At 34.0% G+C, this 16,546-nt stretch carries 17 protein-coding genes; 14 read left to right on the top strand and 3 right to left on the bottom strand.

The annotated features are described in order from the left end of the window. Positions 1-19: 19 nt before the first annotated feature. Positions 20-2,983, bottom strand: coding sequence for a tetratricopeptide repeat protein (locus BUB80_RS06670; protein ID WP_073292091.1), 2,964 nt, complete (start codon positions 2,981-2,983; stop codon positions 20-22). 251 nt (positions 2,984-3,234) lie between these two features. Between BUB80_RS06670 and BUB80_RS06665 the strand changes: the two genes are divergently transcribed. From BUB80_RS06665 to BUB80_RS06650, 4 genes are all read left to right on the top strand, one after another. Beyond that, on the top strand, positions 3,235-4,905 hold the full coding sequence (locus BUB80_RS06665) for an APC family permease (RefSeq protein ID WP_073292089.1): 1,671 nt from the start codon (positions 3,235-3,237) through the stop codon (positions 4,903-4,905). 142 nt (positions 4,906-5,047) lie between these two features. Further along, on the top strand, positions 5,048-5,386 hold the full coding sequence (locus BUB80_RS06660; protein WP_073292087.1) for an Mpo1-like protein: 339 nt from the start codon (positions 5,048-5,050) through the stop codon (positions 5,384-5,386). A 165-nt stretch (positions 5,387-5,551) separates the two neighbouring features. After that, positions 5,552-5,899 carry a DUF4377 domain-containing protein gene (locus BUB80_RS06655; RefSeq protein WP_073292085.1) on the top strand — a complete coding sequence of 116 codons (348 nt, stop codon included), beginning with the start codon at positions 5,552-5,554 and terminating at the stop codon, positions 5,897-5,899. A gap of 21 nt (positions 5,900-5,920) precedes the next feature. Further along, positions 5,921-6,256 (top strand): DUF4377 domain-containing protein, encoded by a 336-nt coding sequence (locus BUB80_RS06650; protein WP_073292083.1) that lies wholly within the window; start codon positions 5,921-5,923, stop codon positions 6,254-6,256. A gap of 43 nt (positions 6,257-6,299) precedes the next feature. On the opposite strand, the gene BUB80_RS06645 is transcribed toward BUB80_RS06650, so the two are convergent. After that, on the bottom strand, positions 6,300-7,232 hold the full coding sequence (locus tag BUB80_RS06645) for an SPFH domain-containing protein (protein ID WP_073292081.1): 933 nt from the start codon (positions 7,230-7,232) through the stop codon (positions 6,300-6,302). A 188-nt stretch (positions 7,233-7,420) separates the two neighbouring features. Here BUB80_RS06645 and BUB80_RS06640 point away from each other — a divergent pair, with 188 nt between their 5' ends. The 6 genes from BUB80_RS06640 to BUB80_RS06615 all read left to right on the top strand — a co-directional run bounded on the left by BUB80_RS06640 (position 7,421) and on the right by BUB80_RS06615 (position 11,658). Next, a complete protein-coding gene (locus BUB80_RS06640) occupies positions 7,421-7,993 on the top strand; it encodes a Crp/Fnr family transcriptional regulator (protein WP_073292080.1) in 573 nt (190 codons plus the stop codon). Positions 7,994-8,347: 354 nt separating this feature from the next. Beyond that, positions 8,348-8,881 (top strand): YceI family protein, encoded by a 534-nt coding sequence (locus tag BUB80_RS06635; protein WP_073292078.1) that lies wholly within the window; start codon positions 8,348-8,350, stop codon positions 8,879-8,881. A 273-nt stretch (positions 8,882-9,154) separates the two neighbouring features. Continuing rightward, on the top strand, positions 9,155-9,373 hold the full coding sequence (locus BUB80_RS06630; protein ID WP_073292077.1) for a tautomerase family protein: 219 nt from the start codon (positions 9,155-9,157) through the stop codon (positions 9,371-9,373). A 7-nt stretch (positions 9,374-9,380) separates the two neighbouring features. Next, entirely contained in the window at positions 9,381-10,112 is a 732-nt protein-coding gene (locus BUB80_RS06625) for an SDR family NAD(P)-dependent oxidoreductase (protein ID WP_073292076.1), read from the top strand. A 1-nt stretch (position 10,113) separates the two neighbouring features. Then, positions 10,114-10,566, top strand: a complete 453-nt coding sequence (locus BUB80_RS06620) for a nuclear transport factor 2 family protein (RefSeq protein WP_073292075.1) — start codon at positions 10,114-10,116, stop codon at positions 10,564-10,566. Positions 10,567-10,581: 15 nt separating this feature from the next. Next, complete coding sequence (locus tag BUB80_RS06615; RefSeq protein ID WP_073292074.1) at positions 10,582-11,658, top strand: NAD(P)H-dependent flavin oxidoreductase; 1,077 nt, start codon at positions 10,582-10,584, stop codon at positions 11,656-11,658. A 16-nt stretch (positions 11,659-11,674) separates the two neighbouring features. On the opposite strand, the gene BUB80_RS06610 is transcribed toward BUB80_RS06615, so the two are convergent. Then, complete coding sequence (locus BUB80_RS06610; protein ID WP_073292073.1) at positions 11,675-13,030, bottom strand: deoxyguanosinetriphosphate triphosphohydrolase; 1,356 nt, start codon at positions 13,028-13,030, stop codon at positions 11,675-11,677. 512 nt (positions 13,031-13,542) lie between these two features. Between BUB80_RS06610 and BUB80_RS06605 the strand changes: the two genes are divergently transcribed. The 4 genes from BUB80_RS06605 to BUB80_RS06590 are packed head-to-tail and all read left to right on the top strand — an operon-like array spanning position 13,543 to position 16,451. Further along, positions 13,543-14,610: a hypothetical protein gene (locus BUB80_RS06605; protein WP_073292072.1), complete on the top strand. Its 1,068-nt coding sequence runs from the start codon at positions 13,543-13,545 to the stop codon at positions 14,608-14,610. Continuing rightward, the gene (locus BUB80_RS06600; RefSeq protein WP_073292071.1) at positions 14,611-15,345 is read left to right on the top strand and encodes a DNA-formamidopyrimidine glycosylase family protein; all 735 of its coding nucleotides are present in this window, start codon (positions 14,611-14,613) and stop codon (positions 15,343-15,345) included. Positions 15,346-15,405: 60 nt separating this feature from the next. Beyond that, positions 15,406-16,032, top strand: coding sequence for a class I SAM-dependent methyltransferase (locus tag BUB80_RS06595; protein WP_073292069.1), 627 nt, complete (start codon positions 15,406-15,408; stop codon positions 16,030-16,032). 20 nt (positions 16,033-16,052) lie between these two features. Continuing rightward, entirely contained in the window at positions 16,053-16,451 is a 399-nt protein-coding gene (locus BUB80_RS06590; RefSeq protein ID WP_073292067.1) for a YybH family protein, read from the top strand. The last annotated feature ends 95 nt before the right edge of the window (positions 16,452-16,546 follow it).

The raw sequence follows: 16,546 nt of genomic DNA, 5'->3' as shown, positions 1-16,546 counted from the left end.
CATGAATACGACGTACATGTTACTTTTTAATCTGTTTTTTAACCTCTTTAGCTTCAGCCACAATCTCTGGGAAGTCTTTGTAATTAGAAATGATCTGATCACAAGTATAACTTGCCTGATAATTATCTTTTAAGCCAATATAATTCTTAGCCATCAGTACCAAAGCTTTTGCTCCCCAAAATTCTTCAGAAGAATAATTGTTTGCCAGCTTAAAGATTGTTTCATTGGAAGATTTAAATGCTTTCCCTTTGTTTTGATAGAATGCTTTTGAATATAATGCTTCCGCCGCCACTTCTGTGTTTGATGATTTTTCAAGAGAAGCATAAGCAGCCTGTGCATCTTTATCTTTCCCTGAGTTCATCAAACTTCTAGCCTTAATCACTTTCGCAGTTTCAATCACTGCGGCAGAGTTTTTATTATTAGAGATTACAGCATCTGCTAATTTTTCAGCTTGAGAGAAATTCTTTTCATCAGCATACATCTTCATTAATTCTACATTCGCGTAGTTTTTAATATTGATATCCGATGAGTTTTTAAGATTCTCCAAGTATTTTTTAGCGTCTGCATTATTTCCTTGCGCAACAAAAATTTGAGCTAAACGAGTTTGTGCGTCATCCTGATAATCATTCTGAACATTTGCAACCTCCTGTAAAACAAGCAGAGCTTTTGTTATATTTTTAGTTTGATAATAACTCTCTCCTAATTCATATTTAGCTTGATAAAGTCCGTCTCCTGTTGGGTTTTGTGTTAAATATTTTTCGTAGTAAGAAATAGCATTCTTGTAATCTTTCTTGGTAAAATATTGTTTTCCTGTTGATAAATTAATCTCGTCAATTTCAGAAGCGTCTACATTTACTCCAATATTTTTAGCGAAACTTTCGTATCCTGCAACATCCCCACTTTTCGTAAAGATTGGTTTTGCAGCCTGAACGATCTTTTGAGCGTAGGCAGTATTTTTATACTGTTCACCCAAAGATTTCAGTTCAGAAAGCGCTTTGTCATTTTGATTCTGATCAATATAATTCTGAGCTCTATAGATTGATGCATTAGCTATCAAATCTTTATCCGAAGAAGTTTTAATTACTTTTCCGAAGAAATCATTAGAATTAGAGAAATCATCCTGAGCAGCGTAAGCCGTTCCCATTTCATATTGAGCATCATCGTAATATTCAGAACCAGGATATTTAGATAAAAGATTTTTTAGATTAGTGATCTTCGCCTGAGTATCTCCTTTAAATCCTAAAGCCATTGCTTTTTGGAATAAAGTATAATCTGTTGCGTCTTCATTTTTATCGTAGATCGCGATGGCTTCGTTCAAGTCATTATTCGCGTAATGAATATCTGCCAAACGAAGTTCTGCATCATTTTTAAACTCAGGTTTCGGATTGGTTAAATATTGCTTGAAATACGTTTCAGCCTGATCAAATTTCTTAGATTTAAAATATGCATACCCTAAATCATAAGGCAACTGCTGTTTTTCAGGGAAGGTTTCTGTAAGCAATTTTTCATAGCGTGTAATTGCAGAAGGATAATTTCCTTTCTGATAATACGTTTGAGCCAACCAATATAAAGCTCTGCTATTAAATTCTTTATTAATATTAAATCCTAAACTTCTTAGGAAATATTTTTCAGCTTCGTCAAAATTTCCTTTGTTGAACTCTTCCGTTCCCAACAGATAAGAAACTTCCTGATCTACTTTATCAATATCAGGAGATGAACTTTGAAGCTTGTCGATAGCTTTCAATGTTTCTTTAAAGTTTCCTGAATACAAATATGATTTCACCAAAAGTGACCTCATCTCAGAAGCGTTTGAGGCATTCTGATTTTCGTTGATATAGCTTTGAATAACCGCTGATGGACTTTCAAACGGATTTCCAATATCGTAACTTAACTTCGCGTATTGCTCGTGGGCCAATTTTTTAACCTTCGGATCATAATTCATCTGATAAGACGAACGGAACGCCGAAAGTGCCTCTTGCTTTTTATCAACCGCCAGATAAGCATTTCCTAGCTGATAATAGGCATTTTGAGCTAAAGCAGAATTACTGTTCACCAATTGGTTATAATAAGAAACCGCTTCATCATATTTTTTAAGCTGAGCAGCAACAAATCCCATTTCGTAAAGGTCATTTTCAGACGGGCTTTGCTGAACACTCAGATAATCTTTTAAGTGAGGATATGCAGAAGTATAATCCTTTTTCATGAAATAACTTTCACCAATGATCTTGTGAACCTCCGCTTTGTAAGCAGCCGAAATATCTTCATTTAATAAAAGATTTCCTTCCGAAATGGCTTTATCATAATCCTTGTCATTATAATACATTTGCACATAATAAGGACGAACCAGTTTCGAAAATTTAGGTTGATCTTTTACCGAATCAAAATATTGGAAAGCCTTATCGTTTTGTCTGTTGGAATAATATAAATGCCCCAACATGTAAGCAATGTCTCCTTTTTGAGATTCATCTGCTGTTTTATATGCTTCTTCCAATGCATCTGTAGCCCCTTTGGAATCACCCATCATGAATTTAGCATACCCTAATTTCAGAATATACTGTGTATTTTCCTCTTTTGAAAGCTGATATTGATTTACTTTTTTCAAAGTTTCTAATGCCTTTTCAAAATCTTTTTTCGCCAGATAATAATCTGCCAACGGCAAATTAGCCTGTGCAAAATAAGCAGAGTTCGGATATTCTTTCATAAAAGCCGTTAACCCATCTTCAGCATGATTTTTCTGAAGAATAACGCCAATTACGTTATCAAAAAACTGAGCAGCTTCTTTTTTCGATCTAGACAAGTTTTGATTATAAAAATATTGTCTTGCATATTCGTATTGAGAAGCATTGTATATTTTGGTCTGATAAAGATTTTCGGCTAAATTAAACCTGTAATTATCTTGCTGGGTAAAGTATTGAGACTGCTGTCCCTCGGAAATACCGAAATAAAATACAGCAGCTGCTAAAAGTATTTTTTTTGATTTCATTTAATATCAAATTTTAAAATGGGTAAGCCATAAAATAAGGCTAAGTATTTTAAATTTCAGGCAGATTTTATCCACAATTCATCAACGAAAATATTGAAAAGATATTGCATAGACAAGCGTTTTAACATATTGTTAATAGCTAGTTTGTTTTTTAATATTAATTAACTTTCCCATAAGAAACATTAAGAAAACATTAATTATTTCTAGGAAATAATTACATTTGTTTTTTTCAACCCCAATATAGACATTTAATGAATCAACTTTTTAGAAGAAAAAACTACTCAGAGACAGATACATCCACTCATCTTTTGAGGGTTTTAGGTGTTTGGGACATCGTATTTTTTGGTATTGCAGCTATTATCGGAGCAGGAAGCTTCAGCAGTTTGGGCGAGGCCGTATTCAGAGGAGGCCCCGGCGTTATTTTACTCTATTTGATTTGCGGTTTTGCCTGTGGTTTCACCGCTTTATGCTACGCAGAATTTGCCAGCAGAATTCCAACTGCCGGATCTGCTTACACTTACGCTTACGCCAGCTTTGGAGAATTAATAGCCTGGATCATTGGCTGGGCTTTAATTATGGAATATTCTTTCGGAAATATTTATGTTGCCTTTTCATGGTCTGATTACTTCACAAGCTTTCTCGAACGACTCGGAATGCACATCCCCGATTATTTAACCTGCAGTTATACCGAAGCTAAAAAAGCGGTTATGAATGGTTCTCAAAACAAAGACCTTCTTAACGCCTGGAAATCGGCTCCTCTTATCGGAAGCTTAAAATTCATCGTTGACGTACCTGCTTTAGTTATCAACGGCTTAATTACTTGGTTATGTTATGTTGGAGTGAAGGAAAGTAAAAACTTCAATAATTCATTGGTTATCTTAAAATTAGCCGTAATCGTTTTAGTGATTTTAGTTGGTTTTGCTTACATTAATACAGAAAACTGGACGCCAGTAAATCCAGAGACCCACGTTGCTTCTTTCATGCCAAATGGTTTTGCAGGAGTTATGAGTGCCGTTTCCGGAGTTTTCTTTGCATATATTGGTTTTGATGCCTTAAGTGTACTTTCAGAAGAAACAAAAGATCCTCAGAAAACCTTACCAAAAGGAATGATCATTTCATTGGTTCTTTGTACCGTAATTTATATTGCTTTAACATTAGTTCTTACAGGAATGGTTGATTACAGAAAATTTGATGGGATTGGAGATCCTCTTTCATTCATATTTGAAAAATCAAATGCCAATGTTGCCTGGATGGAACTTGTTGTTTCCTTTGTTGCTATCGTTGCCATTACCACCGTATTATTGGTATTCCAAATGGGACAGCCAAGAATCTGGTACGCGATGAGCCGTGACGGATTAATGCCTGCAAAATTCAAGACAGTTCACCCCAAATATAAAACGCCTTCATTTGCTACCGTTGTTACTGGTATCGCTGTAGGAGTACCCATCTTATTTACAGATAAAACTTTCATCTTAGATTTTACAAGTATCGGAACTATTTTCGCTTTCGTTTTAGTATGTGCGGGGGTTCTAATGCTTCCTGCCAAAGAGAAGATTAAAGGCAGATTTCACCTTCCTTATATTAATGGAAAGATCATATTCCCTGTTATTTTTATCGGTGGATTAATTGGTTTTTATATGTGGCAACCGGAATTCTTCCACAGTTTAAAAGACTGGCATGATCCTAAAGAAGGTGAGTTTAGAGCTTCAATTGTTGTTTATATCGTAATCAATTTAATCCTATGTATCTTTACTTTTATAAAGAATTTTTCATTAATTCCTTTGATAGGTTTGAGTTCATGCTTATATCTTCTTACCGGAATGAGCCATGAAAACTGGTTCTGGTTCGGACTTTGGTTCGCCTTAGGTTTAGTGATCTACTTCTGTTACGGATATAGAAACAGTAAACTTAGAGAGGCTTAGTTTTCAAAAAGTTAACATTAAAATATAATAAAAGGGCAAAATTGTGAGATCGCAGTTTTGCCCTTTTTGCTTTTATTACCCTTGCTTAAAAATTGGCGGACTTATTGCTTTATCCCTCCTAACAATTTTAAACTAAAAAACCATGTCTGAAAGAATAAAAACCTACAGAGAATTCTATCAATTCTATCTTACAGAACACAGTAAACTAGGCACTCGTATTTTTCATTTTATAGGAACATTGCTTGTGTTTTTCGTCATTGGGTATGTAATCAACTCAGGCAAAGAAAGATTTTTATGGTATGTGCCCATTTTCGGATACGGATTTGCGTGGTTCAGCCATGCAGTAATCGAGAAAAATAAACCTGCAACCTTTAAATATCCTCTTTGGTCACTCATCTCAGATTTTAGATTATTCTTTGAATTGTTGATTGGTCAACAGAAATTCAGAGGAATTAACACTCCTAAACAACCTCTAGAATAGTTGTTAGCAACAAAATATCAATCGTTTTCATTCTTTGAAATCGTCATTATATTTAGATACATTTGGCATAACAAACTAAGCGCAGAAAATTTCAGATCATTAATATTGATTGCCTAAATAAAATTTCGGCACAGTAATTGTCAGGTAAAATTCAAAATCAGAGTTATGAAAAGTATTACAACTATTGTAAAAGGAACATTTTTAGCAGCAACAGTATTCGCTATCACTCAATGTACAACAGCATCGAAAGCTGCTAGCGGAGACGAAAAAACATTTATTGTTGGTCCACAAACCGCAGATTGTACAGGAGTTGCCCCTATGAAATGTCTTCAGGTGAAAGAAACACCTTCAGGAGAATGGACTAACTTTTACACCAATATTGAAGGGTTTACCTACGAACCAGGTTATGAATATGTATTAAAAGTGAAAACTGAAAAAATTCAAAACCCACCGATGGACGGTTCTTCAATCAAATATACTTTAGTGAAACAAGTTTCTAAAACTAAAAAATAGATTAACTAAAATTTTAACACAATGAAAAGCAAAAATTTAATTTTAACAGGTATTTTGGCGATGTCTTCAGTATTTGCATCAGCTCAAAAAATCAAAGCTAAAACCCAAACCCTTATCATTGGTCCTGAAAAAGGAAATTGCATAGGAATCACGCAAAGAGGAGCATGCTATCAGGTAAAGACTAGTAAAGCACAAAAAGAATGGAGCGATTTTGATAACCCAATTAAAGGGTTTAATTACAAACCAGGCTTTGAATATGTTATCCAAGTGAAAACCCAAAAAGCAAAACAGCCCATTGAAGGCGTGAATGAAGAATACATTCTAGTAAAGCAAATCTCAAAGAAGAAGGCTAAATAAACAAAAAACTCCGATAGTATCGGAGTTTTTTTATGTAAAAAAATTAATGTTCGTGGTCTTTTGGAGGAGGCGGATATTTTCCTTTAGTCATTTCACCTACCGAGTTGGCTGTCGTCATAGCGGTAACCAAATCGTTAAGCATTCCGCTTGCGGCAGTAGGAGAATTTGGCAACAATACAAGATTACTTCTGTTATTGGCTCCTACCGAATGTAAGGTATCATAATGCTGTGTAACAACAATCAAAGCTGATGCTTCATGAGAATTGATATCTACATTATTCAACATTCTTACAGACTCTTCCAGCCCTTTTGCAATTTCTCTTCTTTGGTCAGCAATCCCCTGCCCCTGAAGCTTTTTAGATTCAGCTTCTGCTTTTGCAACAGCTACAATTCTAATTCTTTGTGCTTCAGATTCATACTCTGCAGCTGTTTTTTCTCTTTCTGCCGCATTAATTCTATTCATGGCATGCTTTACCTGCTCATCCGGATCAATATCAGTTACCAATGCTTTGATAATATCATATCCATAACTTTGCATGGCTTCCTGAAGCTCTGCTTTTACAGCAATTGCAATATCATCTTTTTTCAAGAAAACATCATCCAATTTCAATTTGGGAACCTCAGCTCTTACGACATCAAAAACATAAGATGTGATCTGATCATGTGGACTTTCCAATCTGTAAAAGGCATCCCCAACCTGTGTTCTTATTACTTGAAACTGAACAGAGATCTTCATTTTCACAAAAACATTATCCAACGTTTTAGTATCAATCATAACATCCAATTGCTGAATTCTAAGATTCATTCTTTTTGAAATTCTATCTAAATATGGGATCTTTAATTGCAATCCCGCGTGGCGTACAGAATGAAACTTTCCTAAGCGTTCAACAATTGCCGCTGTTTCCTGCTTTACCGTAAAAAAAGAGGCAAATAAGGTGACCAATCCAATGAAAATAATAATTCCTAAATATGTCATAGTTTAATTTTTTAATAGGTCGTTATAATATAGGTTTTGTTAAAAAAATAAATAAAAATGAAATGAGTCAAGAAAATAGTCTTTTACTCTATTGATATTCAAAACTATTAAAATTTATTCCAACAACTTATTTTCAAGTAAAAATTATTTTAATAAAAAACTTTACTTTTGAATATTAATTACCCATTATGATTGATGCTAAGCACCTATTAAAAGAACACATCTCAAAATTTGCTTCCCTTACCGATGAACAGTTTGATTATGTTTTTTCACATTTTAATAGGATTGATTTAAAAAAAGGACAAATGCTGATTACAGAAGGAGATTTCGTAAACCATGAATATTTCGTTCTGGATGGCTGTCTGAAAGCATTTTATTTAAATGACAGTATGAAAATGTTTATTCTTCAGTTTGCCATGCCGAGCTGGTGGGTTACAGATTTCAATGCACTCTATACTAAAGACAGAGCAACTATTAACGTTGACTGTATTACCAATGCCAGCATCTTATCCATCTCCAATGAAGACCGAGAGAAAATCTGCAAAGAGATTCATGAGGTTGAACATTTTTTCAGATGGCGAACGAATAAAGGGTATGTTGCCACCCAAAAACGACTTCTTTCCTTTATGAATAACGATGCCAAATTCAGGTATGAAGAGCTTTTAGCATTGTATCCTCAATTGTACAATTTGGTTCCGAAACACTTAATTGCAGCCTATTTGGGAGTCACAAGAGAGACGTTAAGCAGACTACATCAGTAAATCTAAACTTATTGAGATTTTAACGCTAAGCACGCTAGGTTTTTATCTTATAATAGTTCACATTTTTCGTTCGCAAACGGCACTTTGTTTAGCAACGGCAAAATGCGACCTTAGCTAAGTGAAACGCCCTTGCGAACGTATTAATTATCATTATTAGCTTAATCTTTGCACTCCTTTAGTTTAAAAATAAGAATACCTCTCGCAGATTACGCAGATTTTTTTAACGCAATCATCTGCAAAATCTGCGAGAAATAAAAAATAAATATTAAGCTTCCTCATATTTCGTGATGTAGGTCACGTAACTTTTTTCTTCAATCGACTGACATTTGTATCATCATTTAAAACCAATTAAAAATGGATACAAAAAATTTTAAAGTCAACAGCAAAAACAGCTTAGTTGAATGGATCGGAAGAAAAGTAACCGGAATCCATAACGGAACAATCGAAGCAAAAGAAGGAAATTTCACTTTTGAAAATAACATTCTTTCTTCAGGGAAATTTGTAATCAACACAAAATCGATTAAAATCCTTGACATAGAAGATACTGAAACCAACACCCAATTTGCCAATCATTTGGCTTCTGATGATTTCTTTAACTCAGATCAGTTTCCTGATGCCGTTTTCGAAATCAAGCATGCAGAACCAAGTGAAACTAATGTTTATCATGTAACGGGAGACCTTACCATTAAAGGAATCACCCACTCCATTATTACAAGTTTACAGATCGTTAAAACAGACAACATTGCTGTTTTAGACACTAAAATTGTCATCGACAGAACAAAATTCAATATCAAATTCAGATCATCCAATTTCTTCACCAACCTTGGTGACACGCTGATTTACAATAATTTTGATTTGAATATTCACTTAGTTGCAGACGCGCTATAATTTATTAACAATAAAGTTGTTTCAATTCTTATTCCAACCACAAATCGAAGATTCGACGGAGTCAAAAGTCACAAAAGATTAACGCATAAGTTATTTTAAGTTGATTAACAGCAGTAAAAAAGAACACATAAGTTAAAAAAATCTTTGATTTTTTCTTTTGCAAAACTTTGTTTTCTAATCATTAAATAAAGGTTAAATATCCCAATAGCTTTTGTCTCTTTTGCGGTTAAAATAATAGTTTAAATAAAACTTAACATTTAAAAATTTAACATCATGCCATTTATAAAAATAGATGTTTTACGCGAAGATATTACCCGCGAAAAAAAACAAGAATTAATCAAAAAAATAAGCGAAGCGGTGACCACAGTTCTGAATAAAGATCCGCATCTAACCCACATCATGATCAATGAAGTAGAAGATGACAATTGGGGATATGCCGGAGAACAAGTTTCCGTATTAAAAGAACAAGGATTTTCAACCGAAAAAAAGTAAATTAGAAATGAAAAAACAAACAGTTATTGTTACGGGTGCCTCATCAGGAATAGGTTTAGAAATTGCCCGTTATTTTCTGGATAGAGGTGATAATGTAGTGATCAACTCGCTCACAACATCAAAATTAGAGCAAGTTTACAACGAATTGGGAGCAGGCGAAAATCTTGCCATGGTTGCAGGAAGTGTTGCCGACAAAGCCGTTGGAGAAAAATTAGCAAAAACAGCTCTTGAAAAATTCGGCTCAATTGATGTGTTGGTTAATAATGCAGGTATTTATGACAACAAACCCTTTTTAGAAGTTACGGAAGAATATTTAGATCAATTTTTAAATACTAATTTAAAAGGAACATTCTTCACCACACAATCTGTAATCCCACAGATGCAACTGCAAAAAGATGGAGTGATCATCAATATCGGTACGCCATTGGTTTACCATGCAATCGCACAATCTCCATCTACAGCACCTATTGCAAGTAAAGGAGCGATTCATGCTTTAACATTGCAACTGGCAGCAGAATTCGGAAAAGACAACATCAGAGTAAACACCGTTGCAGCAGGACTTATCAGAACTCCAATGCACGATGAACATATTGATAACAATGCAGGTTTACATCTAATCAACCGCATTGGAGAACCGGAAGAGATTGCTCACATGGTTCATGCTATTGCTAAAAATAGATTGATTTCTGGCGCCATCATTAATGTAGATGGAGGAATGGGTGCCGGTCATAATTTATAACATGAAATACTTATCATTATGGGCATGGCTGTTTATCTTTCCGATAAGCAGCTTTGCTCAAAAAACCAAGATCATGAAAACAGATATTACACAAGAAACAGAAATAAGAAGCGCCATAGAGCAATATTATTTCAGAGGAATTTATGAAGGAAACACCGAGCTTTTAAAAGAAATCTTCCATAAAGACGCCTTACTTTTTGGAGATATAAAAGGAGTTCCTTATTACAAAACCGCTGCACAATATATTGAGGGCGTTGGAAACCGGATAAGTCCGGAAAAATCAAGGAAAGCGTTTAAGGCAACAATCATTTCTATTGACGTCATAAACACCATTGCTACTGCAAAATTAAATGTAAAAATGTATGATTTTAATTATTATAATTTTATAACTTTCCATAAAATAAACGGTAAATGGATGATCGTCAATAAAACATTAACCGATGTAGAACTTTAATTTCAAATCAAAATCATGTGGAATAAAAACAGAATAACAGATTTGTTGGGAATAGAATATCCCATTTTCCAAGGACCTTTCGGGGGCGGATTATCAACTGTCGAATTGACATCTACCGTCAGCAATCTTGGTGGACTGGGCGGATTCGGAGCCTATACGTTATCTCCTGACGAAATGTATGAAGTTGACAAACAGATAAAACTAAAGACTGACAAACCCTATAATCTTAACCTTTGGGTTAATGATCATGATATTATTGACAAAGACCATACAGAAAAACAATACAAAAAGACTGTTGAGATTTTTAAACCTTATTATGATCGTTTACATATTGAGATTCCCGCACTTCCCCCCTCTTTTGAATCGAGATTTCAGAATCAGTTGCAAGTTGTTTTTGACATTAAACCTAAAGTCTTCAGCTTTATGTTTGGGCTGCTGGATCAGGATATTATTGAAAGATTGAAAAATCAAGGAACCATTGTAGCCGGAAATGCAACAACTTTGGACGAAGCAATCGCCTTAGAAAATATCGGGGTTGATGTGATTATTGCTTCAGGTTTTGAAAGTGGCGGGCACCGACCTTCATTTTTAGATACTCCGGAACTTTCAACAACCGGAACATTTGCGTTGATTCAATTAATTAAAGATAAAGTAAACACTCCAATTGTAGCTGCAGGAGGAATTGCAAGCGGTCGTGGAATTGCTGCCGCCATGACACTGGGCGCAGAAGCTGTACAAATAGGAACTGCATTTTTGGCAACTGAAGAATCCGGAGCATTACCCGTTCACCGAGAATTCTTATTTTCGGATGCGGCAAAACACACCACCCTTTCCAGAGCTTATACCGGAAGATTAGGACGAGGAATTACCACCGAAATAACAAGAGAATTATTGACCACTACAGATCAAACGTTACCTTTTCCATTGCAAACAACTTTCATTTCATCGATGAGAAAAGCTGCTTTAGAACAACATAAAAACGAATTGGTTTTCTTCTGGGCCGGCCAGATAGCTCCACTATTAAAACATAAAAAAGCATCAACATTAATGCAATCATTAATAGAAGATGCTTCAGAAATTCTTTTAAAATAATACAATGGGGAATCGACTACATCGTCATTCCAATTTCGATTCCCTTTATTTTTCTATAGAGATCAGTAGCGTAATTATCGGTCATTCCAGATACAAAATCAATCACACCCAATACTCTTTGATAATCTGTCCCGTCTTCGTAAATAAACTGATTTGGAAGGAGCTTTAATGCCATTTTATCATAAGATTTTCTTTCTTCTTTTGATTTTAAAATGGATGGAATAAAATGATCCAACAATTCATACATTACGTTATATCCTGCATTTTCAATCTCTACAACCGCTTTATGATTGTAAATTTTCTCAATCGAAAAGCTTTCAATATCCTGCAGCGTTTTATTGTCTGATTTATAAATATCCAGCAACGCCTTATCTAATTTTCCTTCAAGAATCGTATTAAAGTTTAATTTATAATTTTCGATGGAATTATTAATTAAAGCATTGATTACTTTGGCTCTTAAATAAGATATTTTTTCATTCTCATTCGAAATTGAGTCCAGTTTTCTTTTTACTTTATTCACATCATCGGTTTCAGATTTCACCAATTCAAAGAACAGGTTTTTACAATCTGCTGTTGAAACGATTCCCAGTCTGTGGGCATCTTCCATATCAATAATATTATAGCAAATATCATCTGCGGCTTCTACCAACCAAACAAATGGATGTCTTTTGAAAATATGAGGCTCCTCACTTTCTGAAATTAAATTGGTGGCTTTCGCAATTTCAAGAAAAGTATCTTTTTCGTTTTGGAAAAAACCGAATTTCTTTCTGTGAATAATTCCTTTTTTCTTCGCAATGGCTTCACAAGGGTATTTTGCAATACTTGCCAACGTCGTCATAGTCAACTGGCTTCCTCCCGCATCTTTTCCCTGTTGCTGATGTGCCAACACTCGTATTGCATTCGCATTTCCTTCAAAATTAACCAGATCTGCCCATTCTTTTTCATTGAATTTAGGCTTTAGATCCTTTTCATTTTTTTCAAAATAACTTGCAATGGCATCTTCCCCTGAATGTCCGAAAGCCGGGTTTCCAACGTCATGACAAAGGCAGGCTGCTGCAATTACATTTCCTAAATTATGAAGGTAAAAACTTTTAGAATCTTCATTCAGATCACTTTGAAAATTATCTGTGATAAACTCTCCAATAATACTTCCTAAACTCCTTCCTACAGATGAAACTTCTAAAGAATGCGTCAAACGGTTGTGTACAAAAACACTTCCTGGAAGTGGAAAAACCTGCGTCTTGTTCTGCAGTCTTCTAAATGCAGAAGAAAAGATAATTCTGTCGAAATCTCTTTGAAAATCTGTTCGTGAAGCTCTGGTATGTGGATTATTTCCTGTGCGCTGATTCGTAAAAATCTGATTCAAGTTCATCATTCTCCAAAATTACTTCAAATTTTAATTTTAATGAACTAAGTAAGATATTTTTTTCTAAAAAAGCTCATATCTAAAACCTATAATTATTAGTTAAAACACCTGACTGTAGAATTATTTGAATAAACTTCAAAATTCCTTAAAGATTGTAATGTTTATTAAAGAAAAAACAACAACTTGTTTAAACTTTTATCTTAACCGCAAAAGTGACAAAAGATTAACACATTAGTCACTTTAAGTTGAGTATTAGGCTACAAATAAGAGCACATAAGTTTTTAAAAATCTTTGCATATTAAGCGGAGTCGAAATGTTATTCTTTTGTAGACTTTTGCTTTCTCAATAACCAATCCTTAATAAATCAACGATAGCTTTTGATTCTTTTGCGGTTAAATTTTTAATTAGTTTAAACAGGTTTAAATTAAAAAAAGGTAGTTTATCCGAAAATCCGAAGAAATTTTTAATAATTTGCACGAGAAAAAATATTTCTAAATTTGATCAATATAAACACACAAATGAAAAACCTTATATTTCTCTTATTACCCATTGGTTTATTTTCTCAGGATAAATGCTTTGATAACGGAGAAAAACACTATTCTGCAAGTAGTGGTTTATTATTTATAAAGGACACAGAAGAATCCATTTTATTAATCCATCCTAAACACATAACTTTTCAGGAAAACAAAACCAATCTCAGCTATGAGCAGGATGAAATATCTGAATATAAAGATACTTCAGAATCTTGGCAAGAACAAAAAGCGAAGTATGAAAGGAAGTATGCTGAATTCAACAAATATTTCAACAATCAGTTTAGGTATATCCAAATTCAAAAAGAAAAGAATTTATCTTATGCCCTTGCAGAGAATACATTTGGATACTGGCTTTTAGAAATTAAAAACAAAAAAGGAAGAGCCTATTATATTGGCTTCAATAAAAACACCTATATCAACAGAAATCAAAAGGAGAAATTTGTAAGAAATAATAAGCTCTTTATTGACGGAAGTTTTATTGCAATCGCCGGATCATGGGGAAGACCGGGACATCCTGAAATTGAAGCTGTAAAAGATTATTTGACTTTTGAGATTAGCCTGAACGAGATAAAACGAGATTCTGACGGCGACGGATATAATGATTTTTTTGAAAATTTGATTTTTCTGAATCCAAATTCTAAGGATACAGATGGTGATGGTATTCCTGATTTTACAGACTTAAATCCTTTACACAAATCTGCAAACAATAAATTCACAAATCTTTTTGAAGAGATCATAGAAAAAGATTCCACGAATTTTAATAATCAAAAAAACAATTACACTTTTGAAACTTACGAATCTGACTGCGAATATTTCCAAAAAGTAAACCCTAAAAACAAAAGAGTTTTAATACTTTCTGACAGTCAAACTTATAAGCTTAAAAGTGATTATAAACAAGGGCTATTTTCCACTTTTTACGGAAGAATAAAAAAAGGATCTAGCGAAAATATTTTTTATATTCCTTACTTCCACTCTATGGAGGGTGGCAAAATTATTGCTGTGTATGAAAATGGAAAATGGTCTATACAAGAAGACCAAGAATTCAAAATTTAAATGCCAGAAGGTCCCTCCATCTTATTAATGAAAGAAGATCTGCAAAAATTTGCAGGTAAAAAAGTTATTACTGCATCCGGAGATTCCAACTTCGAAAAAATGATTTTGGAAGGTGAAATTTTAAGAGAAATAAAGACTTTTGGAAAACAGACGTATCTTGTTTTTGATGAGTTTGCAATTAGAATTCATTTATTGATGTTTGGTTCTTATAGTGTGGACGGACATACAAAACCAGATAAAAATTTACGTTTAGGACTGGAATTCAAAACAGGTGGAATGTACTTTTATACCTGTAACGTAACATTAGTTAATTCTGAATTTTTATCAAAAATAGATTGGGAAGCCGATATCATGAGTGAGGAATGGAATCCTAAAAAAGCTGAACAAAAACTAGACTCAAATCCTAAAATAATGGTTTGCGACGCTTTGATGAATCAGGATATTTTCTCAGGCGTTGGTAATATTATTAAGAATGAAGTTTTATTCAGAGTTGGTATTCAACCCGAAAGCCTTATTGGCAGTTTGCCCCCGAAAAAAGTAAAAGAACTCATTGCCGAAGCCCGAAAGTATAGCTTCGATTTTCTAGAATGGAAAAGAGAATCTGTTCTGAAAAAACACTGGCAAGTTTACAGTAAAAAAATATGTCCTGTTTGTGGTCAAAAGCTCATCAAGAAAAACACAGGTCTAGGAAAGAGAAGTAGTTTTTACTGCGAAGAAGATCAGAAGCTTTATTAAAAATCATGTTTTTAAGAATAAAGAAATACCTTATTTTTATAAAAACTTAAAAACAATATAATGACCGACAATACTTGGCTCGACAGATGGGACGAAAGATACAGCAACGATGAATTTGCCTATGGTACCCAGCCCAACAACTATTTAAAAGATCAATTACAAAAATTAGAACCAGGCTCTATTCTTTTTCCGGCTGAAGGAGAAGGAAGAAATGCTGTTTTCGCCGCTCAACTTGGATGGCAGGTTTCTGCTTTTGACATCAGTTCTGAAGGTAAAAACAAAGCATTACAGCTTGCGGAAAGCAACAACGTAACAATTGATTATCAAGTAGGTGAATTGCAAACATTGAATTTTCAGGAAGAACAGTTTGATGCGATTGCGCTTATTTACGCCCATTTTCCGGCTGAGATTAAGTCATCTATTCATAAAATGCTAGACAAATATCTTCGTAAAGGCGGCTATATTATTTTTGAAGCTTTCAGTAAAAAACATCTTGAATTGGTTTTAAAAAACGAAAAAGTAGGTGGCCCTAAAGATATTGGTTCACTGTTTTCTATCGATGAAATTACCTCTGACTTTCCAAATTACGATATCATCGAATTAATAGAAACAGAAATTGAACTTAACGAAGGATTGTTTCATAATGGAACAGGTTCTGTAATAAGATTTGTAGGACAGAAAAAGTAACTTTTAAAAGTCATAAAACAATGCCGGAAAATTTTGACAGAACCCAGCCTCTTGATGCTGTAAAATACTTTAGACACTGTATCTTAATAGGTGACTTAGAAGGAGCATTAAGCTGCTTTGATAAAGATGCAATATACATTGAAAGAGATGGAGAGGAAATAAAAGGATTAGAAAACATCAAAAAACCATTAGAGCATCTCTGTGGTTGGAAACCCAATATCCAAGGAATAAAACATAAAGCTACTGTTGTAGGAAATCTTGCTGTATGGGCAGATAAATGGGTTCTAAAAGCCAACGCTCCAGATGGAACTCTTATCGAAATGAATGGAGCAACCACCTGTATGATGAAAAAAAATGAAGAAGGAATTTGGTTATGGTTAGTTGACAATCCTTTTGCAGGACAGATATTTGAGGATTAAATAATCTATCTTCTATAAATTTTAAGGTTCAGGATTCGGAGATTCGTTTGTCCTTTTGCCTTGAAGCAAACGGACCAAAAATTCAAGACTGGAAG

The organism is Chryseobacterium polytrichastri (assembly GCF_900142445.1).
Taxonomy (GTDB): Bacteria; Bacteroidota; Bacteroidia; order Flavobacteriales; family Weeksellaceae; genus Chryseobacterium; species Chryseobacterium polytrichastri.
The sequence above is the reverse complement of the archived record's forward strand: the minus strand, read 5'-3'. Positions and strand labels throughout refer to the sequence as shown.